The sequence below is a fragment of the Quatrionicoccus australiensis genome (assembly GCF_020510425.1).
GTDB classification, from domain to species: Bacteria; Pseudomonadota; Gammaproteobacteria; order Burkholderiales; family Rhodocyclaceae; genus Azonexus; species Azonexus australiensis_A.
On record NZ_JAHBAH010000001.1, the window covers coordinates 85,732 to 110,556 of the forward strand.

The 24,825-nt window shown below is 61.7% G+C and carries 23 protein-coding genes; 9 read left to right on the forward strand and 14 right to left on the reverse strand.

Going from position 1 to position 24,825, the window contains the following annotated elements; translation table 11 throughout:
* Positions 1 to 27 precede the first annotated feature (27 nt).
* On the forward strand, positions 28 to 528 hold the full coding sequence (locus tag KIG99_RS00495; protein WP_226458269.1) for a hypothetical protein: 501 nt from the start codon (positions 28 to 30) through the stop codon (positions 526 to 528).
* Positions 529 to 864: 336 nt separating this feature from the next.
* Entirely contained in the window at positions 865 to 2,646 is a 1,782-nt protein-coding gene (locus KIG99_RS00500) for a bacteriohemerythrin (RefSeq protein WP_226458270.1), read from the forward strand.
* 214 nt (positions 2,647 to 2,860) lie between these two features.
* On the opposite strand, the gene KIG99_RS00505 is transcribed toward KIG99_RS00500, so the two are convergent.
* The 3 genes from KIG99_RS00505 to KIG99_RS00515 all read right to left on the reverse strand — a co-directional run bounded on the left by KIG99_RS00505 (position 2,861) and on the right by KIG99_RS00515 (position 5,877).
* On the reverse strand, positions 2,861 to 3,544 hold the full coding sequence (locus tag KIG99_RS00505; RefSeq protein WP_226458271.1) for a Crp/Fnr family transcriptional regulator: 684 nt from the start codon (positions 3,542 to 3,544) through the stop codon (positions 2,861 to 2,863).
* Between the two features lie 103 nt (positions 3,545 to 3,647).
* The gene (gene acuI, locus KIG99_RS00510) at positions 3,648 to 4,631 is read right to left on the reverse strand and encodes an acrylyl-CoA reductase (NADPH) (protein WP_226458272.1); all 984 of its coding nucleotides are present in this window, start codon (positions 4,629 to 4,631) and stop codon (positions 3,648 to 3,650) included.
* 46 nt (positions 4,632 to 4,677) lie between these two features.
* Positions 4,678 to 5,877 (reverse strand): YbfB/YjiJ family MFS transporter, encoded by a 1,200-nt coding sequence (locus tag KIG99_RS00515; protein WP_226458273.1) that lies wholly within the window; start codon positions 5,875 to 5,877, stop codon positions 4,678 to 4,680.
* Positions 5,878 to 5,979: 102 nt separating this feature from the next.
* Here KIG99_RS00515 and KIG99_RS00520 point away from each other — a divergent pair, with 102 nt between their 5' ends.
* Positions 5,980 to 6,828, forward strand: a complete 849-nt coding sequence (locus KIG99_RS00520) for a LysR substrate-binding domain-containing protein (RefSeq protein WP_226458274.1) — start codon at positions 5,980 to 5,982, stop codon at positions 6,826 to 6,828.
* Between the two features lie 9 nt (positions 6,829 to 6,837).
* Here the strand turns inward: KIG99_RS00520 and KIG99_RS00525 are convergent, their stop codons facing one another.
* Both KIG99_RS00525 and KIG99_RS00530 read right to left on the reverse strand, forming a co-directional pair.
* The gene (locus tag KIG99_RS00525; protein ID WP_226458275.1) at positions 6,838 to 7,683 is read right to left on the reverse strand and encodes a D-hexose-6-phosphate mutarotase; all 846 of its coding nucleotides are present in this window, start codon (positions 7,681 to 7,683) and stop codon (positions 6,838 to 6,840) included.
* Entirely contained in the window at positions 7,667 to 8,008 is a 342-nt protein-coding gene (locus tag KIG99_RS00530) for a DUF3301 domain-containing protein (protein ID WP_226461770.1), read from the reverse strand. Before KIG99_RS00530 ends, KIG99_RS00525 begins: the two co-directional genes overlap by 17 nt.
* Before the next feature lie 22 nt (positions 8,009 to 8,030).
* Between KIG99_RS00530 and KIG99_RS00535 the strand changes: the two genes are divergently transcribed.
* A complete protein-coding gene (locus KIG99_RS00535; RefSeq protein ID WP_226458276.1) occupies positions 8,031 to 8,876 on the forward strand; it encodes a 23S rRNA (adenine(2030)-N(6))-methyltransferase RlmJ in 846 nt (281 codons plus the stop codon).
* A 7-nt stretch (positions 8,877 to 8,883) separates the two neighbouring features.
* Here the strand turns inward: KIG99_RS00535 and KIG99_RS00540 are convergent, their stop codons facing one another.
* A complete protein-coding gene (locus KIG99_RS00540; RefSeq protein ID WP_226458277.1) occupies positions 8,884 to 9,240 on the reverse strand; it encodes a nucleotide pyrophosphohydrolase in 357 nt (118 codons plus the stop codon).
* Between the two features lie 114 nt (positions 9,241 to 9,354).
* Between KIG99_RS00540 and KIG99_RS00545 the strand changes: the two genes are divergently transcribed.
* The gene (locus KIG99_RS00545; protein ID WP_226458278.1) at positions 9,355 to 10,599 is read left to right on the forward strand and encodes a dicarboxylate/amino acid:cation symporter; all 1,245 of its coding nucleotides are present in this window, start codon (positions 9,355 to 9,357) and stop codon (positions 10,597 to 10,599) included.
* A gap of 6 nt (positions 10,600 to 10,605) precedes the next feature.
* Here KIG99_RS00545 and KIG99_RS00550 read toward each other — a convergent pair whose 3' ends face one another.
* Positions 10,606 to 11,040, reverse strand: coding sequence for a hypothetical protein (locus KIG99_RS00550; protein ID WP_226458279.1), 435 nt, complete (start codon positions 11,038 to 11,040; stop codon positions 10,606 to 10,608).
* A gap of 105 nt (positions 11,041 to 11,145) precedes the next feature.
* On the opposite strand from KIG99_RS00550, the gene KIG99_RS00555 reads away from it, so the two are divergent.
* Positions 11,146 to 11,667 (forward strand): gamma carbonic anhydrase family protein, encoded by a 522-nt coding sequence (locus KIG99_RS00555; protein WP_226458280.1) that lies wholly within the window; start codon positions 11,146 to 11,148, stop codon positions 11,665 to 11,667.
* A gap of 400 nt (positions 11,668 to 12,067) precedes the next feature.
* Entirely contained in the window at positions 12,068 to 14,674 is a 2,607-nt protein-coding gene (locus KIG99_RS00560; protein WP_226458281.1) for a polysaccharide deacetylase family protein, read from the forward strand.
* 57 nt (positions 14,675 to 14,731) lie between these two features.
* On the opposite strand, the gene KIG99_RS00565 is transcribed toward KIG99_RS00560, so the two are convergent.
* The 6 genes from KIG99_RS00565 to KIG99_RS00590 all read right to left on the reverse strand — a co-directional run bounded on the left by KIG99_RS00565 (position 14,732) and on the right by KIG99_RS00590 (position 21,122).
* The gene (locus KIG99_RS00565; protein WP_226458282.1) at positions 14,732 to 16,789 is read right to left on the reverse strand and encodes a sensor histidine kinase; all 2,058 of its coding nucleotides are present in this window, start codon (positions 16,787 to 16,789) and stop codon (positions 14,732 to 14,734) included.
* Positions 16,786 to 17,484: a response regulator gene (locus KIG99_RS00570; protein ID WP_226458283.1), complete on the reverse strand. Its 699-nt coding sequence runs from the start codon at positions 17,482 to 17,484 to the stop codon at positions 16,786 to 16,788. Before KIG99_RS00570 ends, KIG99_RS00565 begins: the two co-directional genes overlap by 4 nt.
* Positions 17,485 to 17,607: 123 nt before the next feature.
* Positions 17,608 to 19,284, reverse strand: a complete 1,677-nt coding sequence (locus KIG99_RS00575; protein ID WP_226458284.1) for a flotillin family protein — start codon at positions 19,282 to 19,284, stop codon at positions 17,608 to 17,610.
* Between the two features lie 19 nt (positions 19,285 to 19,303).
* Entirely contained in the window at positions 19,304 to 19,936 is a 633-nt protein-coding gene (locus KIG99_RS00580; RefSeq protein ID WP_226458285.1) for an OB-fold-containig protein, read from the reverse strand.
* Positions 19,937 to 19,951: 15 nt separating this feature from the next.
* On the reverse strand, positions 19,952 to 20,623 hold the full coding sequence (locus KIG99_RS00585) for a PspA/IM30 family protein (protein WP_226458286.1): 672 nt from the start codon (positions 20,621 to 20,623) through the stop codon (positions 19,952 to 19,954).
* Positions 20,616 to 21,122 carry a hypothetical protein gene (locus tag KIG99_RS00590; RefSeq protein ID WP_226458287.1) on the reverse strand — a complete coding sequence of 169 codons (507 nt, stop codon included), beginning with the start codon at positions 21,120 to 21,122 and terminating at the stop codon, positions 20,616 to 20,618. The genes KIG99_RS00585 and KIG99_RS00590 overlap by 8 nt, the downstream gene beginning before the upstream one ends.
* Positions 21,123 to 21,425: 303 nt before the next feature.
* On the opposite strand from KIG99_RS00590, the gene KIG99_RS00595 reads away from it, so the two are divergent.
* Together KIG99_RS00595 and KIG99_RS00600 are read left to right on the forward strand one after the other, a co-directional pair.
* Positions 21,426 to 22,703: an SPFH domain-containing protein gene (locus KIG99_RS00595; RefSeq protein ID WP_226458288.1), complete on the forward strand. Its 1,278-nt coding sequence runs from the start codon at positions 21,426 to 21,428 to the stop codon at positions 22,701 to 22,703.
* A 2-nt stretch (positions 22,704 to 22,705) separates the two neighbouring features.
* A complete protein-coding gene (locus KIG99_RS00600; RefSeq protein ID WP_226458289.1) occupies positions 22,706 to 24,139 on the forward strand; it encodes an SH3 domain-containing protein in 1,434 nt (477 codons plus the stop codon).
* 165 nt (positions 24,140 to 24,304) lie between these two features.
* Here the strand turns inward: KIG99_RS00600 and fliW are convergent, their stop codons facing one another.
* Positions 24,305 to 24,748, reverse strand: a complete 444-nt coding sequence (fliW, locus tag KIG99_RS00605) for a flagellar assembly protein FliW (RefSeq protein WP_226458290.1) — start codon at positions 24,746 to 24,748, stop codon at positions 24,305 to 24,307.
* Positions 24,749 to 24,825: the final 77 nt, after the last annotated feature.

Here is a 24,825-nt window from a genome sequence, read left to right on the forward strand (position 1 = left end):
GTTGGGGGGCAGAGGGTGCGGTATCCAATGCGTGTTGATTTGGTATCCATGTTGAGCGGAGTGCTGGCAGTCCCGCTGTCTGTTTTTGCCAGTCATCTGCGATCGATTTGGGTTCCTGGCAGTTCCACAGTTCTCGGTTGGCTGGACGGCCTTGGTTTCGTTAAGCAGCCGCTTCCCGAAAAGCCCTCCATTATTGTCATTGATCTTCCGTCTCACGGAATCACCAGTGTTACACCCAACCGAATCACGAGCATCGGTGGCGTTCCGGAGATGACCGATGCTGGTCACTTCGCAATTAACGATGAAAATGCAATTCTATTTCTTGTTGCTCTGAGTGTAGCGCTTGCGCTAATTGCGATGGGCACAGCTATCTGGGCAGAGTGTCGGCGAGAACCAACCCTCTACCTCAGTGTGGGCTACATTTGTGGCGTCCTTGCAATCGCACAGGTCTGGCTGTTGGCCAGCTTCGTGCTCGGGATCATCGGTGTAGCTGCCGTGCTTGTTATGAGGCATGGGCAAGAACGCTAAGCGACCCCACCCCATCATTCCACCGAACCTGCGCGAAAAGCCGCGCAGTCCGGTGAATTCAAACGTGCCGAGTGACCGCTTTCCAATAGTGGCTACGGCAGCAACAGGCACCGATGCGACGGCCATCTTTCAAGATTCCTCGCCGGAAAGCAGACAGTGGAATTTCGCTTTCTGGAAGCGGTCCGTAGCACCTGGGTGTTCGGTCCTCAAACTGAGCATTCTCACCTTTAATCTGATACAAATCTACAAAATTAACAACTAGTGTTCAAAAAAATTACTGTTGCCAGATTTCCCATATGAGACAATTACCCCTCTAATCACTAAGGGTTTGTTGCCATGCTCAATGCCGTTGAAATATTCCCGTGGAACAAAAATTTCGAGTCGGGCATTGAGATCATTGATACCCAGCACAAGCAGTTGGTCAATTTACTCAATGTACTGGTAAGTCATTTGGCATTTCAGTCCGAAGCACCAGAAATCACTAAGGTATTTGACGAGCTCAAGGCATATACCGCTTACCATTTCACGACCGAAGAGAAAATTTGGCACGAGCATTTCCGGAACGACTCTTGGGAAGAATGGCACAAAAAAGGGCACGAAGATTTCATTGCCAAAGTTCTGGAAATTAAAGGGAGCGAACTCCACAAAAACCCCGATGTGGTCATTGAAGAAATCGTCTCTTTTCTAACCCATTGGTTAGCGATGCACATTATTGAGTCCGATAAGCGCATGGCAAAAGTTGTTTTGGCCTTACCTTCAGGCATGTCGCTTGAAGAATGCAAGGCGATCGCCAATCACGAGATGGAGGGTGCAACACGAGTTTTGATTGAAACCGTGATGGGCATGTATGACACCCTCGCACATCGCACTATCCAGATGACACGCGAGATTAGCCGAAGGATCAAAGCAGAGCAGGATTTACAAGCAAGCCAAATAGAACTGATCCGCTTAAGGGATGAGGCTGTGGCGGCGAATGTGGCCAAGAGTACGTTTCTAGCTAACATGAGCCACGAACTGCGGACCCCACTAAACGGGATTATGGGCATGATCAATTTTGCTCAACAACGGTTGACTGATGCCACCGGTTCCGAGCAACTAGAAAAAGCAAAACATGCCGCCGATCACTTGCTAGCAGTAATTAACGACATCCTTGACATCTCCAAAATTGAAGCGAACAAGCTCACCCTTGAGGCAACAAACTTCAAGCTCGCAAGCGTCATGGAAAGCATCAATAGTATGGTTGGTTACAAAGCGCGAGCCAAAAGTTTAGGCTTTGTAATAGATGTGCCAGCCGAACTTCTTAATCAGCCCTTGCTTGGAGACCCGTTACGACTAGGTCAAATCCTGATGAACTTAACCGGAAATGCCGTGAAATTCACTGGGCAGGGAGAAGTCAAAGTTGCGATTCGGGAGCTGGAAAATACGCCTTCACATATTGCTTTTCGCGTCGAAGTAAAGGATTCCGGGATTGGTGTGCCACAGGAAGCGCAAAGCTTGCTGTTTTCTTCGTTTCAACAGGCAGACGTGTCGACAACCAGGAAATACGGCGGAACAGGTTTAGGGCTCGCAATTTGCAAACAACTCGTGCAGCTTATGGGCGGGGAAATTGGCATGTTAAGCGTGCCTGACCTCGGAAGTACCTTTTGGTTTGAAGTGCAACTCCCGAAGGGCGTAGATGATTTTGCCACCGAAGAACAGAGGTTTTTTGAAAGTGCCGAAGAAATATTGATTGCGGAATTTTCAGGGTCTCAAATCTTGGTGGCAGAAGACGATGAGATTAACCAAGAGGTTGCTCGTTGTTTGCTCGAGGACGTAGGTTTCGTGATTGATATGGCGAATGACGGTCAGCAGGCAATCGAGTTCGCAAAGCAGAAAGACTATGCATTGATCTTGATGGATATGCAGATGCCGAATGTAAGTGGCGTCGACGCTTCGATTGCCATAAGAAATGGACAGTCTAGAAATCACTCAACGCCAATATTGGCAATGACAGCAAATGCTTTTGCAGAAGATCGTTCAATTTGTCTTGAAGCAGGCATGAATGATCACATTGCCAAACCTGTCGTCCCGGAACACCTTTATGTAACCATTTTGAAATGGTTAAGAGCCAAATTGTGACCAAGATCAGCGCTTTGTTGGAGTAGGCTCTCTGGTTGTTGTCAGAGTTGACCAGACGTTCAAACAGTAATCCATCTTTGGTATCGAACATCCGATCACGGCCGGGGCGCTAGGGTGCAGGCGTAAACTTCATCGCCGAATACCGGCCACTCAACGCTATCACTTGGAGCCCCCGCGTTTTCCTTACGTCCCAGGTTCTAGTGGATGTTGAATCTCAGCCCACCGGATCCGGACAACGCTCAGCCAACGCCCGCAGCGAACGAACCAGCAGTGTCCGCCGCCCCTGCCGTTGCAGCAGGCCTTCGCGCTCCCACTGGTTGATCAGCAGGGAAACGCTTTGCCGGGTCGTGCCGAGCAGGCTGGCGATGTCTTCGAGGCCGAGGTCGAGCGGCACGAGCAGGCCTTCGTCGCAGACCAGGCCGCGGCGGTTGGCGAGGCCGAGGAGGAAGCGGGCCAGGCGGGCCGGCACTTCGCGGAAGGCGAGGTCTTCGATGAGTTTGACGGCATTGTTCAGCATGCCGCCGAGGACGCGCATCATGACCGGCGTGACCGAGGGATCGCTGGCCAGCTTGCGGGCAAACGAGGCGGTGTCGATCAGCCACAGCGTGCTCGGCGCGACGGCTTCGACATAGGTCGGGGTGTGCGTCGTGTAGATGTCGCCGGCTTCGAGGAAGGTCAGCGTCAGCTCGCGGTTTTCGCCGGCCAGGTAGACGCGCAGACGACCGCTGTGCACGATGAAAACCTGGTTGTTGGCGGCCGAGGGCGTGGACAGCAGGCCGCCCTTGCCCAGTTCGCGCTGCTCGAAACCGCCGGGCAAGCCGGAGCGGCCGAGTTCCTGCAGCCAGCGCTCGGCGGCGCGGCTGGCTTTTTCCGTTGGGTGTTGTTGAATGGCATCCATAAGATGCCCGAAGCAAAAGAAAGACCAGGCCGCAACACCCGTGAAATCAGCGGCCTGGCAGCGGTCGACCGCTCAGGAATGGCAGTTTTGCGACAAAAGCATTTCAGCGTGCGACATCGACGACCACGCGACCGCGCACCTTGCCTTCGAGCAATTCGCCGGCCACGGCAATCGCGCCGGACAGCGCAATCTCGTGCGTGATCGCTTCCAGCTTGGCCGGATCGAGATCGCGCGCCAGGCGTTGCCAGGCTTCCTGACGCACAGACAGAGGCGCCATGACGCTGTCGATGCCGTACAGCGTCACGCCGCGCAGGATGAAGGGCGCCACCGACGCCGGGAAATCCATGCCACCGGCCAGGCCGCAGGCGGCGACGGCGCCGCGATATTTGGTGCTGGCGCAGGCGTTGGCCAGCGTATGGCTGCCGACGGCATCGACGACGCCGGCCCAGCGCTCGCGGGCGAGCGGCTTGCCGGGGGCGGCCAGTTCGGCGCGGTCGATGATGTCGGCGGCACCGAGCGCGCGCAAATAGTCGCTTTCCGCCGGTCGACCGGTAGACGCGACCACTTTGTAGCCAAGCTTGGCGAGCAGTGCGATGGCGACGCTGCCGACGCCGCCGTTGGCGCCGGTGACGAGGATTTCGCCGTCTTCCGGCTTGATGCCGTGCTTTTCCAGCGCCAGCACGCAGAGCATCGCCGTGTAACCGGCGGTGCCGATCGCCATGGTCTGCCGTGCCGTGAAGGCGGCCGGCCGGGCGACCAGCCATTCACCCTTGACCCGCGCGACGCCGGCCAGGCCGCCGCAATGCGTCTCGCCGACGCCCCAGCCATTAAGGATGACGGCGTCGCCGGCTTTCCAGGCCGGATTCGAACTTTCAGTCACCGTACCCGCGAAATCGATCCCCGGCATCATCGGGAAACGCCGCACCACGGGCGACTTGCCGGTAATCGCCAGGCCGTCCTTGTAATTGAGCGTGGACCATTCGACCTGGACCGTGACATCGCCTTCCGGCAGCACGGCGGCGTCGATGTCCTGAAAAGCGGCCCGGTAACCGGACTCATCCTTGCTGATCAAAATTCCCTTGAACATGTTCTGTCTCCTGACGGAAAAATGGCAATCTGGCGCGGTCGACCGTTCAGACCGCCTGCAAACGGGCAGTAGACGCGAGATCGCGCTTTTCGACAAGCTTGAGCAGCAGCAACAGCGCCGTGCCGACCAGCATGACGCCGGCTGCGACATACAACCCGGCGTTGTAGCTGCCCAGTTGCGTCGCCAGCCAGCCGGTGATCGCCGGCCCGATGATCTGCGCGACGCCGTAGGAAAGCGTCATCTTGCCCATCATCTTGGCCGGCTTGGTCGGGTAGTAGCGCCCGGCCATGGTCAGCACCAGGCTGACCATGCCGACGAAGGTACCGCCGAAGAGCAGCGCACCGAACAGCGAGGCGAGCAGGCCGCCGAACAGCACCGGCATCAGGATGCCGACGATCTGCAGTACGGCCGCAAGGATCAGCGCATTGAGGTCGCCGGTGCGGCGTGCGATCAGATCCCAGTTGAAACAGGCCGGAATCGCGCCGATACCGATTGCCAGGAAAACCAGGTTGCCCTGCCCGCTCAGGCCCGGCAGATGGTTGATGATGGCGACGATGAAGGTGGCGCTGACCACGAAGCCGAAACCGGCGCAGAAATACGAGGCCATGAACAGGCGCAGGAAAAGCGGGCTGGGCGGCTTGTCTTCCAGCACCTGGCCGCTCTTGGTGACGCCGCTGGTATCCGGTGCCGGCAGCCAGCGCAGGGCCGGCACGAGCAGCACGCAGCCGATGGCGGTGAACACGAACCACTGCTCGCGCCAGTCCAGCCAGCTATTCATCAAGGCTGCGACCGCGGCGCAGCCGGCAATGCCGATGCCGATGCCGGCGAAATGGATGCCCAGTTCGCTGCGATGGTTGTGGCGGATCAGCCAGTTGAGGATCAGGCCGGTGCCGAGCAGCATGCCGGCGGCGCTCGCCAGGCCGGCAAAGTAGCGTGACAGCGCCCAGATCGTGACATCGGTGGTCATGCCCATGATCGCCGTGCACACAATGGCGACGACGAGGCCGATCCGGTATAGCTTGTCCTTGAGGACCAGATCACTGATCAGCGAGGCGATCAGCGCGCCGCTCAGGTAGCCGGCGTAATTGATCGCCGCCAGCCAGCCGGCTTCGGCGACGCCCAGGCCGGCCTGTTGCTGCATCACGGGCAGCAGCGGCGTGTAGGCAAAGCGGGCGACGCCAAGCACCAGCACCAGGCTGAAAATGCCGGCGCTGAGCACTTGCAGGCGTTGTCTCTGTTCGCGCATGGGGATGTCTCCTCTTGTTTTGGTAGACGAAAGGTAAACAAGTTAAGCTATCGATACAAATGAATTGTTTAGAACGTAACGTTCGCTATTGGAGATAGATCAATGGAACTGGTCGCCCTGCGCACTTTCCAGACCGTCGTCGAGGAAGGCGGCATCCTCGCCGCTTCGCGCAAGCTGAACACGGTGCAGTCCAATGTCACCAACCGCATCCGCCGGCTGGAGGAAGAACTGGGCGCCGAACTGTTTTTCCGCAAGGGGCGCGGCCTCGAACTGGCCCCGTCGGGCCGCGTGCTGCTCGACTACGCGCGCCGCATGCTGTTGCTGGAGCGCCAGACCAGCGCCGCGGTGCGCCAGGTCGGCGAGAACGTCGGCGAACTGCGCATCGGCGCCATGGAAACCTTTGCCGCCCTGCACCTGCCGAGCGCCCTCAAGGCGGTGCGCGCCGAGCATCCGCGCCTGGAACTGCGCGTCGTCACCAACACCAGCGCCCAGCTCACCGACAAGGTGCTGACCCACAAGCTAGACTGCGCCTTCATCGCCGGCCCGGTCATCCATCCCGAACTGGAATTCACTGAACTGGTCGTCGAGGAACTGGTCCAGATCAGCGCCAAGGGCGCCAACCCTGTCCTGCAACCGCTGATCCTGTTCCGCGAAGGCTGCGCCTACCGCAGCCGGGCACTCGCCTGGCAACGCGCCACCGGGCATGCGGTGGCCGACGCAATGGAATTCGGCACGCTCGAAGGCATCCTCGGCTGCGTTGCGGTCGGCCTCGGCTGGACGCTGATGCCGCGCCGCGTCGTCGAGCAGTCGCAACACGCCGCCGACCTGGTCGTTGAAACCCTGCCCGCCGAGATCAGCCAGGTGCCGACCGGCATGATCCATCTGCGCGCCGCGCCACCGATGGTTGCGCTCGGCACGCTGGCCGATGCCGTTGCGGCCGCAGCGCGCTAGACGAAAGCCTTAGATCGCGACCAGGGTCTGCCGGCCGTACCACTCTTCACCGGCCGGCAGGCTGACCGGCTCGCCGGCCACCGCGGCCTCGATACAAAGCATGTGACGCCAGGCATCGTCCGGCATGTCCTTGAGTTCGGCGCAGCGCTCGACCCACGGATTCCACACCACGACGTCGGGGAAGCCCTGGTTCTGCAGGGCCAGACTCAGATTGGCGGCATGCAGCATCTGCGGCCGCTTGACGTTGTAATAGACGCGGTCGGTTTCGCCCTCGATGCGCAGCTCGATGCCGCTGTCGCGCTGCACCGTGTCCTTGACCGCATCGCGGTAGTCGAAGCCGTGCAGGCCTTCGAGTTCGATGTCTTCGACCTGGGTGACGCGCAGGTAGGAATGCAGCGCGCCGGTGAATTCGAAAGCGTCGCCGCCGGTATTGGTGATGCACAACTCGACGTCGATCCGGTCGGCTTCGACCATCAGCGTGATTTCGGCATGAAAGGCGTGCGGCCAGAGGGCGCGACTGGCTTCATCGTCGGTCACTTCCAGCGTGACCAGCGCGTAATCGTCACCGCAACGCTGCGAACTGACCGACCACAGGCGGGTGCGCACCAGGCCGTGCTTGGGCAGGTCGCCGAGGCTGGCAAATTGCGGAAAACAGACGGGTACACCGCCACGGATCGCCACGCTGCCGTCGAACACGGCCTGTTCGGAGAGGAACAGGCGTTCGCGGCCGTCGGCCGTCTTCCAGGACAGGGCCTGTCCACCCAGCCGGCTGATCACGGCCGTGGTGCCTTTCGGGCCGTTCAGCTGGAAGGCTTCGATGCCGTGGAATTCGATGGTTTCAATGGAGGGTTTCATGGCTGCTCGGAATCACGTAAAGGTTGGGGCGAACGTGCAGAATCTCGACCTCGTGGCCAAGCATCGTGACGCTGCCGGAACGACGGTTGTCGCCGGTATCGCTATATTCGAAGGCATAGACGCGGCGCAGCCGGAGCTGGCCGTTGTCGTCGCGGCCCAGGCGCAGCGAGCGCCCGACCACGGTTTCGTCGAGGAATTGCAGGCCCTCTTCGGTACACGCCTGCTGCGCGGCCAAAATGCCGATTTCACGGGCTTTCAGCGTATCGAGCCAGAACCAGACGAGGGCACCGGCGAGCAACAGGAAAATGGTTTCGTAAATAGGCATGGCGGCGAAGTATACTGTGCCCATGCTCAGTTATCGCCACGCCTTTCACGCCGGCAACCACGCCGACGTAATCAAACACCTGATCCTGCTCCAGATCGCCCAGTACATGGGCGACAAACCGGCGCCCTTCTGGATCATCGATACCCATGCCGGCGCCGGCTGCTACGCGCTGGAGTCGGCACACGCCACCAAGCTCGCCGAATTCCGCGACGGTGTCGGCCGCCTCTGGGACGCCAAGGGCCTGCCGCCGGCCACTGCCGACTATGTCGATTTCGTCCGCATGCTCAATCCGGACGGCCAGCTGCGCCACTATCCGGGTTCGCCCTGGCTGGCCAGCCAGTTGCTGCGCGACGGCGACCGTCTGCGTCTCTACGAACTGCACAGCACCGACGTCAAGCTGCTCGAAGGCTGCTTCAAGAGCGCCGGCCGCCAGGTCATGGTCACCGCCGGCGACGGCTTCGCCGGACTGAAAGCCATCCTGCCACCGCCGCCGCGCCGCGCCCTGGTCCTGATCGACCCGTCTTACGAAACGCGCGACGATTACGCCAATGTTATCAAGGGCCTGCAGGAAGCCATGAAACGCTTCCCGACCGGCACCTACGCACTGTGGTACCCGATGCTCTCGAAGCCGGAATCACGCAAGCTGCCCGAGAAACTGAAGGGCCTGGGCGCCAAGGACTGGCTGCACGCCACGCTGGAAGTCAGCGCCCCGGCCAAGGACGGCTACGGCATGCACGGCAGCGGCATGTTCATCATCAACCCGCCGTGGACGCTGGAAAAGACCCTGCACGAAAACCTGCCGGTGATCACCCGATTGCTCGCCCAGAACGACGGGGCGAAGTACAAGATCGAGAGCCAGACTTCGTAAGTCCGACTCAACCGAGTTCGGTATATTTGGCCCGCGACCCGCGGGCCTTTTCTATGGGATATTTCGCCGCGTTCTTGAGCAGCTTGGCGCGCGCCGCGGCGAGCAGGTCGATGCCGGCCGTATCGGCGATCAGCAGCAGGTAGAGCAGGATGTCGGCGCATTCGTCGCGCAAGGCTTCGCCCGACTTGGCGTCGGCCGGCAAGGCGTCGATCTCGGCATCGCTCTTCCATTGCGTCAGCTCAAGCAGTTCGGCCGCTTCGAGATTGAGCGAGGTGATCAGGTTGCGCAGGGTGTGAAACTGCCGCCAGTCGCGCGCATCGCGAAACTCGCACAGCGCAGCGGTCAACGCTTCAAAATCGCTCATTTTCATTCTCCAGCCGATGTCATCCGGGCGCGATGCTAGCGCAAAAACGCCTTCGCCACGGCGTTGACCGTCCGGGCATATACAATCTGCCCTGCCCTCACCCACGGAATCAGCATGGCCCGCAAACTGTCGCTCAATACGCAAATCCTGATCGGCTGCGCCCTCGGCATCGCCGCCGGCCTCTACCTGAACGGCCAGACCGCGACACCGCTGGCGCAGAACACGCTGTACGGCGCCAAACTGGTCGGTACGCTATTCCTCGACCTGCTGCGCATGGTGCTGGTGCCGCTGGTCTTTTCGTCCATCGTGGTCGGCGTCGCCAACCTGCGCGCGCATGAAAAAATGCATGCGGTGTGGACGACCACGCTGGGCTTTTTTGCGCTGTCGATGGCGCTGGCGATCTTCCTCGGCTTCGGCGCCGCCAACCTGTTCCGGCCCGGCGAAGGCCTGCACCTCGCGATGTTTACCGAGGCGACGCAGAACTACCAGGCACGCCAGATGCCGCTGCCCGACTATATCGCCCAGTTCATGCACGGCCTGTTCCAGAACCCGATCAAGGCGCTGGCCAGCGGCGACCTGCTCGCCATCGTGGTCATTGCGCTGATTCTTGGTATCGCACTGGTTGTCGGCGGCGAGCGCTACAAGAACCTGCGCACGCTCCTTCAGGAGTTGCAGGAACTCTGCCTGCTGATTGTCGGCTGGATCATGTACCTGGCGCCGCTCGGCCTTGCCGCCCTGCTCCTGCAACTCGCCGCGACACAGCAGGCGGCACTGCTCGGCAGCCTGCTCGAATTCATCGCCGTGGTCACCGGCACGACGCTGTTCCACGGGATCGTCGTGCTGCCCGCCTTACTCTGGCTGGTCACCCGCATTTCGCCGCTGCACTTCTTCCGCGGCGCCCGCGAAGCGCTGGTCACCGCCTTCGTCACCAGCTCGAGCGCCGTCACACTGCCGGTCACCTTGCGCTGCACGGAGCAGCATCTGCACGTCAAGAAGGACATCGCCAATTTCGTCGTACCGCTCGGCGCCACGGTCAACATGGATGGCACTGCCCTTTACGAAGCCGCTGCCGCCCTCTTTGTCGCCCGCCTGGCCGGCATCGAACTCGACATCGCGCAGCAGGCGGTGATCTTCTTCGTCGCCATGCTCGGCGCCATTGGCGCGCCCGGCATTCCCAGCGTCGGCATGCTGAGCATGGTGCTGGTACTGCAGTCGGTCGGCCTGCCGACCGAAGCCATCGCCATCCTGCTGCCGATCGACCGCATCCTCGACACGACGCGCACGGCGGTCAATGTCGAAGGCGACATGATCGGCAGCCTGATCGTGCAAAAGTTGACCGGCGCCGACAGGAACGCCTGAAGCCGGCTATTTGTCCGGCACCTCGATGCCGTGCTGGCGCAGCCACTGGCGATCGAGTTCCCAGCGCACATCAGCGATGCCAGGCTGCGCCGCAACGATGTTGCGCGCCTCGGCCTGAACCGCGCCCAGTTGTTGCTCGACGGCGATGAAGGCCGGGTTGTTGTGATCCTTGACGTTGATTTCCGGATACAACACACCCAGCACCTTGAAAGCCGGCACCTCGAAACTGCGTGGCGTGCTGAGTACCGCCGTCTTGCCTTCGACGCGCAGCACATGGAATTGATAGGGATAGGCCTTGAGCTGGGCGCTGCCCTGCGTCGCGATGATTCCGGTCAGCTCGCGCGAACGCGCATCCGGCCGGCGGATCGCCCAGTCGAGCGCGACCAGGCAGGCGATGACGAGCAAGGCCCATTGCCAGGATTTGAGTCGAGGAAAATTCATGTTGGCTCCTTGAGGCGCCCCGCAGGCCGGCAGCGTAACATTGCGCCTGCGCTTTGCGGTCGACGCCGCAAAAATGGCCAATTTCAAATAGCAAATGGAGACCACATGCCCCTCTACCGCCTCGCTGACAAACAACCGCAAATCGGCACCAATGCCTGGGTTGCCCCCAACGCCACGGTAATCGGCGACATTCGCCTCGGCGAGAACGCCTCGATCTGGTGGAACGCCACGCTGCGCGGCGACAACGACCCGATCCACATCGGCGCCAACACCAACATCCAGGACGGCTCGGTATTGCATACCGACGAAGGCGTGCCGATGCACATCGGCGACAACGTCACCGTCGGCCACCTCGTCATGCTGCACGGCTGCACGGTCGGCGACGGCAGCCTGATCGGCATCGGTTCGGTGATCCTCAACCGCGCCGTGATCGGCAAGGGCTGCATCGTCGGCGCCAATACGCTGATCCCGGAAGGCAAGGTCTTTCCCGACCGCTGCCTGATCGTCGGCTCGCCGGGCAAGGTCGTGCGCGAGCTGTCCGACGAGGATGTCGCCAAGCTGCAGAAATCAGCCGAGCACTACGTAGCCAACGCCGCCCGCTATCGCGACACCTTGCAGCCGCTGTAAACGACAACGCGGGGTTGGTACACAGCCCCCCTCTCTGGGCAACGTCCCTCGAAGGGCAGACAACGCCACAAGCGACTGTCATCTCTTCGGATTCATCGCCAGAAAGCGGCCAGGGGGCGTACCGATCCCCGGAAGCCACCATTTGCGTTCTGCGTTACGGTGCGGAACTCGCTGCCTGTCGGCTCAGGGAGAACCGATGACTTGAGTTGGGAGCGCGAGGTTGATCTTTCCCCTCGCTGCCCGCAAAATGCGCCGGGCATTGTGCTCAGGGTTCGGGGATATGAATAAAAAAATTGTTTTGGCGGCAGCCGTGCTTGCCCTGGGAGTGGCAATCGGACTCGGGATTTGGCGAGGTAACGGCCAACTTGCAACGCTCACCGAAACACCTGCAGTGCCAGCCGTGAGCGACCAACTGACGGCCAATCTCAAGGAAACCCTGGCGGCCTACCGCAAGATCATCGTGCTCTTCGCCGACGAAAAGACGCTTTCCGAAAGCGAGCGCGAACAAGCCAACCAGGTCGGCCAGGCGCTGTTCCATGAAAACCGCCAGCGTATCGTTGATCTCGAAGCGGCGCTCGACACACTGGTCGCTTCCGGAGGCGCCAAGCGCTTCGAGACCATCGCCGGCCTGCTCGACTATGTTGAAAGCGATCCCGACCTGTTCGACGCCGACCGCCTGGCTTTCCGCGAATTGCTGCGCAGCCTGCAGGTGGCCGTGGCTAAAGACGGCTCATTGCCGGCCATCAAGCTGCACAAGCGGATTGGCGAGGATCTCGACGCCCTGGCCGAAATCGAGCGCAATTACGAAAAGGAAATCCGCCAGGTCTTCGGGCGCTTCGAGAGCCGCGCCATCGAGTTGAAACGCGAGCGCTGGGAGGATTACGTCGCCAAGTTGAAGACCCGTTACAGCCGCGAACAGATCCTCAAGGATTTCGGCGTCGTGCTGCCCTACGCCACGGCGCCCGAAGCCGCCGAGCCCGGCATGCGCGGCAAGGCGAAGAAACCGAAGGACGAGTCGGTGGGTGAAGTCTTTGGCGTCAGCCTGCCGCCGAAAACCCTGGTCCTGACCTTCGATGACGGCCCGCACGGCACTTACACCAAGGAAATCGCCGCCATCCTCAAGCAATACAACGCGCCGGCCATCTTCTTCGAGGTCGGCAGCAATCTCGGCACTATCGACGCCAGCGGCAAGCCCAAGCTCTCGCCGCGCGCCGAAGTCAGCCGCCAGTTGCTCGCGGCCGGCTACGTCATCGCCAACCACAGCATGACGCATGCGCAGTTGTCGAAGAAAAGCGGTGAGGCGCTGAAAACCGAGATCCTCAATACCGATGAATTGCTCAAGGCCGTCGATGCGCGCCGCTCCCCCTTGTTCCGTTTCCCTTACGGCGCGCGCAATGCCGAGGGGCTGGGCCTGCTCGATACCGCCCACCTGCGCTCGATGATGTGGAATATCGATTCACTGGACTGGGCCGACCCGGTGCCGGCTTCCATCGCCGAGCGCGTGCTCGGCGAGGTGGACAAGGCCGGTCACGGCATCATCCTCTTCCACGACATCCACGAACGCACGGTCAAGGCGCTGCCCGGCATTCTCGACCGCCTGACCGCCGCCGGCTACCAGTTCGCCGGCTGGGACGGCAACGGTTTCGTCGCTACCAAGGGCAATGCCGCGCAACCGGCCGCGACGGCGAGCAGCGCCGCCGGCTACAGCGATTCCTGGGCGATCGTCATCGGCATCGACGATTACGCCAAGTGGCCCAAGCTGCAATACGCCGTGCGCGACGCCAAGGCGATCCGCGAAACGCTGATCGGCAAGTTCGGCTTCGCCAACGACCATGTCGTTTCCCTGGACAACAAGGAGGCGACGCGCAACGGCATCCTTTCGGCCTTCCACGACAAGCTGACGCATGCCGGCATGAAAAAGAACGACCGGCTGTTCGTCTTCTTCGCCGGCCATGGCGCGACCCGGCAACTGAGCTCGGGGCGCGATCTCGGCTACATCGTGCCGGTCGATTCCGATCCGGCGCAGATCGCCACCGACGCCATTCCGATGACCGAACTGCAGAACATCGCCGAAAGCATCACCGCCAAGCATGCGCTGTTCATCATGGACGCCTGCTACAGCGGCCTCGGCCTGACGCGCGGCGCCGGCAACGCCAATTTCCTGCGCGACAACGGCAAGCGCCTCGGCCGGCAAATGCTGACCGCCGGCGGCGCCGACCAGTTGGTTGCCGACGGCGGCCCGAACGGCCACTCGGTATTCACCTGGGCGCTGCTGCAGGGACTGAACGGCAAGGGCGATCTGAACGGCGACGGCCTGATCACCGCCACCGAACTGGCCGCCTACGTTGCCCCGGCCGTCGCCGCCGCCTCGCACCAAACGCCGGCCTTCGGCAGCCTGCCGGGGTCGGAAGGCGGCGATTTCATCTTCGAACTGCCCAGCGAGACGGAATTCCTCAGTGCAGACACCAAGCAGTTGCCGAGCGAGGCCATTGCCCTCAACAGCAAACTTGACGCCAGCCGGATGGCAGCACCGCCGGCGACAGTCGGTAGCGCAGCCAACAACCAGCCGGTGGCGGCTCCCGTCGTCGTCAAGGACCTGCAAGGCGGCAGCCAGAAAATCACCCCGCCGGCCGCCGTACCGACCAGCGCCCGCCAACTTGCCCAGCGCGCCAACGACCGCGGCCTGCAATTCTTCAAGGAGAAGCTCTATGCCGAGGCCGAAGCCCAATTCACCGAAGCCCTGAAACAGCGCCCGGATTTTGCACTAGCCGCCAACAACCTCGGCTTTGTCTTTTACAAGCAGGAAAAATACAAGGAAGCGGCGCGCTGGTTTGAAAACACCGTCAAGATCGACCCGTCACGCGCCATCGCCTACCTGAATCTGGGCGATGCGCTAAGCAAGGCCGGCGAAGGCGAACGGGCGAAGAAGGCTTATCAGACCTATCTCGAACTGGCCCCGAACGGCTCAGGCGCGGCTTATGTCAAAGGGCAATTGGAAAAAGTCTAGGCATTGTTCAGCGAAGCTCAGTAAGCGGACGATACCAAACACGGTCTAACAAGGTGTTTAGCCAATTAACCGAGGCAAGGCAAGTTCGAAACGCACGCCATCGTCGATATTATTCGCGGTGATCGTACCGCCCATCTTGGCCATGTAGGTGCGGGCAACGAACAGGCCTTGACCGCGATTGCCGCTAGTCGGCTGTTCGGAAACGCCGTACTCGAAAATGCGCTCGAGCAGTTCGTCGGGAATCGCCGGCCCGCTGTTGAAGATGCTGACCGTGGCCGTGCTGTCGGAGCTGGTCAGGTCGATGACGATGGGCGTGCCGGATATCCGGTGGCGGTCGGCATTTTTCAGGACATGGGCGAAAACGTCTTCAAGCGGGAATTCATCGGCGCGCACGAGTAGCACTTCGCTGCTGCCGACGTAACGCACCTCGGCGATGCCGGCATTGGCCGCGACATTGGCTGCGAATCCGGCGAGATCAATGGCCGCAACATTCAGACGACTGCTCTCGAAGGCCTCGCTCGGGCTGGCGCTGCCGTAGAGCACGCGCACCGCCTGCTGCATGCGGCTGATGTAGCGCTGGCTGGGATCGTCGGCGCTGCCATGCAGGGCGAGCAGGGATTGCAGCGGCGACATGATTTCGTGGCCGACGGCGTGCCACATGTCCTTTTCCTGTGCGGCGCGGATCTTCTCGCGCTCGACGTCTTCCTTGACGCGGCGCAGCAGGTCGTTGAGGCCGGTGGCCAGGATGCCGAGCTCGTCGTGGCCGCGCAGGTCGGCGAGGTCGTAGGCGTCGAGGCCGCCGTCAGCGTGCACGCTTTTCGACAGACCGCGCGTGCGCCGGGTGAGCTGGGCGATGCGCCGGATGATGCCGATCTCGATGACCAGCCAGGCCAGCCCGATGGCCCCGAGCATGGCGCCGACGAACCACGAGACGCGCGTCGCCACGGCGCTGAGCACCTTGTTCACGCTGCGTGCGTCGCCCTTGAGCAGGATGCGGTAATTGCCGAGCGGCGTCGTCACCTCGTCGGCAAGTTCAACGACCGGCGCTTCCAGACTTTCGACGGGCAGCCGGCGGATCAGCCGGGTGAGCAGCGGCGAGGATTGTTCGAGCGCCTCGTCACGGCCGGCGAGCTGGATGATTTCAGTGTCCCTGGCGTCGGCGCGGCGGATGCTCAGGCTCTCGCCGGACAGCAGCAGGCCGCCCAGGCTGTCGAGCGAGAAAGGCGGCACGGCGCCCGGCCTGCTGCTGTCGAACAAAGTGCCCTCTTCGCCCGGCGCCAGGACTTCGACACGCACCTTGAACTGGTCAAGATCGGGCGGCGGCCAGATCGGCTTGTCGCGCAGGAAAAGGGCATCGCGCAACACGTCGACCGGTAAACGCAGCGAAAAGAAGGATTTTCGGGCGCAGGTTTCATCGTTGCCGGCCTGGCTGTTTTTCAGGCAATGTCCATCCTGCCAGACCCAGCCGCGGAATTCGCGCACCGGCTTGGCCCCGGTGTAGTCGCGGCCGTCCTGCTCGACATAGCCGGTGAAGCGGCCACGCTGGCCTTCCCATTTGCCGTTGCCGGCCTGTGGCTCGAAAGGCGCCAGCCAGCGGTAGGTCTGGCCGCGCAGGTTAACGGTGACGCGCAGGCGGTGGGCGCCGTCGAGGATTTCGTCGCCGATGCGATGGGCGAGCAAGGGGCCGCTCGCGAAGGTGCCGGCGGCGTAGATGAAACCGCCGGCCCAAGGGTTGTTGCCGATGGCCACGCAGAGGCTGCCGGATTGCGGATACTGGACCAGGCAACCGGCCATTTCGACGGCGTTCTGCACCTTGTTCTGGTCGTCGAAATCGATCGCCGAATAAGGCAGCACGACCGGCTGGCCGGCGCTCGCGGCGCGAGCGTCACGGCGCGGATTGAGCAGCGCCAGTTGCCCGGCCGGATGGTGCAGGCGGGCGACGATCTGTTCCTTGGTCTTGCCCAGGCTGGCCTGATAATTGTCGTAGCTGCGCTGCTTTTCCTCCTGCAATACCGTGACGGCCATCGCCACGACAGCCAGGGCGAGCGCCAGGAAGGCACCACGAAAGAGCAGGCGCAGGCGGAAGGAAGCGAGCCAGGCGAGCGCCGGTTTCACTTGATCTGATCCGACCAGCGAAAGCCGCGCATCGGGATGTTCTCAATGCGCTCGAAGCTGTCGTCAAGCTCGCGGAAGGCTTCGCGGATGGTGCTGATGTGCTTCCTGATGTTGTCGCGGTTGCGGCCGCTCTTCACGACCTGGAACAGTTCGTCGTAGGAAACGACTTCACCGCGCCGTTCGTAGAGCGTAGCCAGGATGCGCTGCGCGGTGAGCGGCAGGTTCACACGCTGGCCTCGCCACAGCGGTGAATTCTGGCGCAGCGGGTCGAGGGCTAGTTCGGCGTTGCCGGTTTCAGTTTTGGTTGCACTGCGGTCGCGCGTGGCGCGCAGGATTTCGAGAAAGGTGTCGGTGAAGTCGCCTTCCTCGAAGGTCGTCTTCTGCAGGTAATCCCAGGCGTCGAGCGCCTTCATGATGCTGCGGTAGATGGCCGCCGGCATGGCCGAGACGACCAGCACCGGCGTGCCGCGCCCGCCCTTGTTGATGGCATTGATGATGGCGACGCCGGCATTGCGCTCGCGGCCGAGTTCGATATCCAGCGTGACCAGCGCGTAATCCTCGCGGGCCACCGCAGCCTCCGCCTCGTCGCGGCTGAACCACTGGTCGACCACGATGTCCGGCCGAGTGGCGAGTATCCATTCCTTCAACTGCTGGCTGGTCGGCAGGTCGTCTTCGATGACGGCGACTTTGATCATGACGGGCTCCATGGCGATGGCGGCAAGTATCGCCGTTTTCCGTTGGCGATGGCAGGCGCCTGGCGTGAGTTTTTGTTCACGACAGGCGCCCGTGCTCTGGCCAGCTTTTCGCGTACTAGGCGGTCAGGCCGTCGCCAGCGGTTCAGTCGCCATGCTTTGCGGCAGCGGTCTGATTTCACGCTGCACCGCCTCGACCAGACCGTTCATGTCGCCGCCTTTCATGCCGATCTCACCGAGCACCGCGTCGAGTATCGGTTGCTGGGCGCGGTAGGCGAGGGCCGCCGCGACGGCTTGCTCGGCCAGGTTGCCGCTGCCGCTGCCGATGCCGGCCGGGCCGCCAGCGTTGCTGCTGTTCCGGTTGAGACCATCGACCTGGATGATCTTGATGCCGTCGATCTTCTCGATTGGCTTGACGGAGGCCTCGATGATGCCGGGCAAAGCTTCGAACAGCTTCATCTTGATCTGCATGGCAATCTGTTCGGCGTCCAGCGTGTTCAGTGCCGCATTGCGCAGTTCGATCCCGTTGGCTTCCACCTGGTACTGCACCTGCAGCGCCTCGGCCTTGATCTTGACTGCCTGGGCGTGGTTTTCCGCGGCATCCTTCTCGGCTTCGGCCGAGACTCGAACGCCAATCGCCTGCTGCTGGGCTTCCTGTTCGGCGACGACCAGAGCGATCTGCTTTTCCCGTTCGGCAATGGCCACTTCGCGGGCCGTCTTCACCTGTTCCTCGGCCTTGGCGGCGAGGGCGCGGGCCTCATTGGCCTGCTTCTCGGCATCCGACTGTGCCTTGGATTTTTCGGCAATGGAAATCAGCTTGTCCTGATCGGCCAAGGTGGTGCGCTTTTCCTGTTCGATCTTGGCGACCTGGACTTCCCGGTCGGCTTCAATTTGACGTTGGCGGATGGCCCGGTTCTTTTCGACTTCGGCTTCCTGAACCAGACGTTCGGCATCGATCTTGGCCTGCTGCGCTTCGCGTTCGCGCTGGGCGGTGATGGTCGCGACTTCGGCCGTCTGCTGCGCCTGGCGGGTGGCGACTTCCTGTTGCTGTTGCAGCGTGGCGAAGGTCTGTTCTTTCTCGATCGTCAGTTTGAGCTGGGTGGCTTCATAGTTCTTCTTGGCAATTGCGACCGAGGTGTCCTGTTCGATTTCGTTGCGCTCCATCGCCCGTTGCTGAGTCTGTTGCGTCAGCTTGGTCAGACCTTCGGCATCGAAAGCGTTCTGGGCGTCGAAAAATTTGATCGGCGTCTGGTCAAGCCGGGTCAGGCTGACCGATTCGAGTTCCAGACCGTTTTTCAGCAAATCCTCGGAAACGGCGTTCTGAACGGCCTGGATGAAATCGGCGCGCTTGTCGAGCAACTGGTGCATGCTCATCGAGACGGCGGCGGCGCGCAGGGCATCGACGAATTTGTCTTCGACCAGTTCCTTCAACGAATCCGGGTGCATGGTGCGCTGGCCCAGGGTCTGCGCCGCATTGGCAACGCCGTCGACACTGGGAATGACCCGCACGAAGAAGGCTGCCACGGCATCGACGCGCAGCCGGTCGAGGGTGATCAGGCTGTCAGCGCCGGCCCGCGAGACTTCCAGTTTGAGCGTGTTCATGTTGATGTTGACGCATTCGTGGAATACCGGGAGGACGATGGCGCCGCCATCCATGACCACCTTTTGTCCGCCCAGGCCGGTGCGGACGAAAGCCAGTTCCTTCGAGGAGCGGCGGTACAGGCGCGAAAAAACCAGGCCGATGGCGAGCAGCCCGAGGAGGGCGATACCGGCAATCATGCTGATGTCGAACAGTTGATCCATTGTGTGGTTCCCCTTAATTTCAAAGTAAGTCCGGACGCGGATTGGCGATCGCCAAGAAGCGAGATCCGGAGATCTGCCTGACCAGCAAAACGGAATCGCCCGCGCTGAATGTAGTTGCGTTGTTGTCTGGTTCGACGTGCACGTACAGCGTCAGGCCATGTTCGTTCTTTACTCGCGCCTCCGCCGGAAAGCCGACGCGCGCCGTGCCGTTGATGACGCTGGCGACATGGCCGACCAGGCTTTCCAGTGTTACCGCGCTGGTTTCGTCGCCCGGCACCAGGCGGGCAATAGCGGCACCCGACAGGCGAACCACCGGCAAGGTGCCGAGAAAGGCGAGCGGCGCGGCAAGCAGGGCCGGTGGATAGAAACCGAGCAGGCTTTTGACCAACGTGTTCGCGGTAAAGCCGATCACCGAAAAAGCGGTCAGGAACAACGCGAGAAGGATGAGCAGGGGCACCTTGCCAACGTGCAGCCAGCCCAGCCAGGCCTCGGAAACGCCGGGCAGTCCGCCGGCTTCGGGGAGCAGATGGTCCAGCCAGGCGGACAGGCTGAGCCCGGTCAACAATCCCAAGCCTTCGATTACCGCGATGGCCAGGAGGACCAGCGCGGCAACCGAAAACGGCCAGGACTCGGGGGCGAGAAAGATGTTCACCGCAATCCTTTCCGGTTATTTGCCATTGAATGCGGCTTTGGCGGCCGCCAGCCGTTCGGCAATCCGGTTGTTGCGCTGCATTTCGGCCAGCTCCTTGAGCTTGCCGGCTGCGCCGTTGCCCCCGCCGATCAACAGGCTGGCGCCGGTCTGGCGGCTGAGGACGCGATCAAACGACGCAGCGGCATCCTCGATACGCGCCTGGCGATCGCCCAGGCCGGGCGCCAACGATGTGGCCGCCTGATTGGCGAGCGTCGCCAGGTAGTCGGTCTGCACCTGTTCGAGTTCACGTTTCTTGGCAAGCAGCGCGACGACATAGCTTTCCAGTTCCGCCGACTGTTCGGATTGCTCATCGAGCGCTTTCTGGAGCACCGGCAACAGGTCCTCGATGTCCGTCTGGCGGGCGATGGCGGCGCCGGCCAGATCGTCACGGTTTTCGGCGACGGCCGTGTCGAGCTGCGCGCCGAGCGTCTCGTGTTCGGCATTCAGCTTGGCAATCCGGGAAAGTACCAGGTGTTTGGCTGCCTCGGCCTTGCCGAGATCTACACGAACTTCGGCGATGACCTGGTCGATTTCCCGGATCGACTGGCTCATGACCGCTTCCGGGGCGAGATTCTCGGCCTTGTCGAGGAGGGCATGGGCGCTGCCGACGATGATTCGGGAGACACGGGATGCAATGGTTTCAGCCATGGTTAGGTTCCTTCCCTTGTGTGGTTGAAATGATGTTGGCAAGCTCGATGATATCGGTCAGATAAGGCGCGTGCACGCCCTTGTCATATGCTGAAGGGGTTGATGTGACAGCCGTCCTCAACAATGCGGCAAACAGCCGGTAACACTGCCGGGCGAGGATGGCCTCGATGGCGTGGGCCGCCTGTTCATCGTCCGGACGCGACGAGATCAGCGTTGCCATGATCTGGGGCAGCAATTCGGCGACCGTTCCGATCAGGTCGGAATGTTTGCCCTGCTTGCGCTCCAGGCTTGCCACCGCGTCGGCAAACGGCTGTTCCAGACCGCGCAGCCAGGTCGCGCAGGCGTCCGGATCGGTCAGGCCGCTTTCCTGCTGGCGAACGCCGGCCAGCAGCGCCCGCAGCTTTTCGCTGGGTGTGCAGGCGCCCGGCTCCTGGCGGGCCAATAGCCAATGAAAATCGGCATCCGGAATCCGGATCGAGATGGTCTGCATTTGTGCCATGGACGTCTCCTTCGGAAATGGAAGTGGGTGTATCCGAATGTGTGCATTTGCAAGCAATCCTATGCTGCATTGATATTTATTGTCAACGTCATATTTGTTGTGGCGCCACGTGAGTGTTTGTTCACGCCCCGGAACAGGCCCGCCTGCCGCCTGAGCAAAGTCGCCCCGCCACGGCATGGCTTGCTCATGGCATGTCGCGGCACGATGGCAGCCATGGAAAGCCGGGGTGCGGATCGATCTTCCCGCCCACCGGAAACGGGGCCTGACCCGAACGCGAAGATCAAATGTGAGGAGGAAGTGATCATGTCGGAACGTCTGAACAACATCGTTGGCCAACTCGGTAACTCGCTGGGCCGCGCCGGAGCGCGCACTGCTTCGGCGATCAGCAGTGGCGTGGGCCTGGTCGCCGGCCGGGTGCATGGTGCGCGTTTGACGCTCATCGCGCTGGCCGTCGTTGGGCTGGGCGGCTACGGGATTTATAAGCATCCGCCGATGCAGAGCGTGGCACGCGGCGAAGCGGCGGTGCGCGTCAATCAGCTGACCGGCAACGCGACCGAGGTGCGCGAAGGTGGCGTACTGGTCATTCCCGGCCTGCATGAGCTGCGCCGCTTCTCGCTGCGCGACCAGATCTACCGTCCGGAAGGCGGCGACACGGCCGACGGCGCGGCACCCTTCCAGAGCGTCGAAGGCCTGTCGATCGGCGTCGATATCAGCGTGCGTTACGCACTCGACCCGAGCCGCATTGCCAGCATGGCCCGCGCGCTACCCGACGACATCGGCGGTGAAGTCGTGCAGCCAGCCGTGCAGGGCGTGCTTTACAAGACCCTAGCGCGCTACACGGTGCGCGAAATCTTTTCCAGCAAACGTTCGGAAATGGTCCAGGTCATCGAGGACGAATTGAAGCCGCTACTCGAAAAGGACGGTATCAAGCTGCAGGCCGTGCTGATCGGCAAAATTGATCTGCCGGCCGACTACAAGGCGGGCATGGAAAACCTGCTGGCCGAGGAATTGTCGAGCGAGAAGATGAAATACACGCTGGAACTCAAGGAAAAGCAGGTCAAGCAGACCGAGCTCGAAGCGCAGGCCGACAAGGTTCGCCGCGAAACGGCGGCGGCCGCCGCCGGCGAGGAACAGATCATCGCCGCCAAGGCGCAGGCCGAGGCGATGAAGCATGTGCTGCCCTTCAAGCAGAAGCAGATCGAGCAACGCAGCCTGGAAGCCGAAGCCGAGAAGATTTCGCGCATCAAGAGCGCCGAAGCCAATGCCCAGGCGCGCCAGATCGAAGCCCAGGGCGAGGCCGAATCGCGCCGCAAGCTGGCCGACGCCGAAGCCTACCGTCAGGATCGCCTGGGCAAGCTGGCCAGCGAGCAACTGGCCCGCGACGGCGCGCTGATCCAGAAAAATCCGCTGCTCATCCAGAAGACGCTGGCCGACAAGCTCTCCGACAAGATCTCAGTGATCATCGCGCCGCCGCCGGCCGATGGCGGCTTCATCGGCAACACCCTGCTCGGCGCCGGCAAGCAGCGCAACCCGCCGGCCACCCCGAACGGCGAAGAAGTCGACCAACAGGAAGGGCAATAATCATGCTGGCCACCGCACTCACCGTCATCGCCATCGTCACCCAGGACCAGTCTGCCCTGCGCGCCGCGCCGAAGGATTCCGCCGCGCAGCAGGCCATGCTCTGGCAGGGCGACAGCCTGGAAATTCGCGGTCAAAAGGGCGATTTCCTGCAGGTCTACGATCATCGCCGCGAACGGGCCGGCTATATCAAGGCGACTCAGGTCCGCATCCAGTCGCTGAAGCCGGAAAGCGCGCCGGAACTGCTGGCGGTGGTACGTTTTCTCAAGGAGACGCCGGGTTCGGAAGCGCTGGGCATCAGCTATGCCGCCGCCTACCTGCTTGCTGCACCGGCTGCCGCAATCAACGGCGAGGTTTTCGAGGCGCTGGGTAGCATGGCCGAACGGCTGGCGCGACGAGCCTCGGCCGGCAAACCCGGCAAGGCCGGCGAAATCACCGCGGCGCATCTCGAAGTAGTGGCCAATTACGGCGTCACCATGAGCAGTTTCGAGCGCGACGGCCTGGTCCAGCTTTGCTACAACGGCGACGCCCAGCGCCGCGTGCTGGCCCTGCCCTCGACCGACATCGAGAAAGCCCTGGCCGCGCTGGCGCTGACCAAACATGAATGCGTGGCGAGCAATCTCAACCCGGTCGAACGCTTCAATCTCGACAACTGGCGGGCCGACGTGCTGGAACGCGTCGACCTGGCGAAACTGCCGGAGGTCCTGAAAAACCGTCTGCACCTGCGCAAGGCCGGGGTCTGGGCGAGCCTCGCCTACCAACGCGCGCGACGCCCGGAATTTGCCGCGGCTGCCGTGCAGGAAGCCGCCAATCGCGCCATCGCCGAACTGGCCGTGATCAACAAGAGTGAACTCATGGAAAGCGACGCTACCAACTATAGCGATGCCGCGATCCGCGTCGGCGCCTCGCGCTGGGCGGCCGAGGCCGGGCTGCCAGCAGTGGCCGCGAAAACGTCGGTCAGGGTGACGGTGGCGGTAACGCCCGGCCAGCCCGGCGAAAGCTGTGTGCATCTGGTCGATGCCAAACACGATGTGAAAAATCCGCTCTTCACGCGCTGCACCTACGGCATCGTCTGGCCGGCTTCGGCGACGACCAGCCCGTCCGGCGAAAGCGTGGCGCTGGCCGTCCAGCCACTCGATACCTGGCGTGAAATGTGGATCTTCAGGAAAGCCGGCGAAGGTTGGAGCGTGGACATCGTACCGCCGGCCCTCGACAACCCGAATCTCGGCTATGTCGAATTCGCCGGCTGGGTACCGGGCAATGCGCAGATGCTGGCGGCGCGCGAGGCGAAGGTGGATGGCCGCTACAAGCTCAGTTTCGAGACCCTAAAACTGAGCAGCCTGGAAACCGAGAGGCAGGCCGATAAACCGGGCAATCTCTCAACCTTCTACCGCTGGCAGGACCCGCGCTGGAAGGGCGGCACGGTCAGCGTACGTTGATATCATCATTCACTCGCAGCATGACCAATATTGCCCCACACCAATAAGCGCTTCTGGCAAAAAAAAGCCGCTCCTGAAATAAGGAGCGGCATTTTTGACTTCAATTATTAGCGATCGGGAACTTCATATAACCGCAGCCCCGCGTTTGCCTGGCGAATTCGCGTGTTAAACGGAGCTCGACAGGTTGGACAAGGTGATGTTCGGACGGAAGGTTTCCATGACCTTCTGCAGGCCGACCCGGGCCTTGGTGTTGATCACCAGCGGCGCACGCAGGTTGGGGCTGATCACGGCCTTGCCGCCCTCTTCCTTCTTGAACAGAACCTGCATCACCGCCACATCGGCAGCAACCGGCGTCTGCAGCAGCGCATTCTCGGCGTCGCTCAGGGCCAGCTCGTAGTTGTAGCCGAGCGTGGTCGGATCGACGATCTGGAAGGCCAGCGTCGGATCATCGAGTGACTGCAGCGTGAAACTGGCCGACTCGCCAACATCGTTCTCATGCACCAGCGTGAAGCGCGTGCTGCTTTCAAAGCCGACCAGACCGTTCGGGAAGGTAATGACTTTTTCCGGATTGACTTCGACCGAGCCGAACAGATAGGTATCAACTTTCATTATTTTTCTCCTTTGGATTGAAATGCCAATGTCACGCGACTTACTGTAACTCAACAAGGTTGTATTTTAGGGCCGGA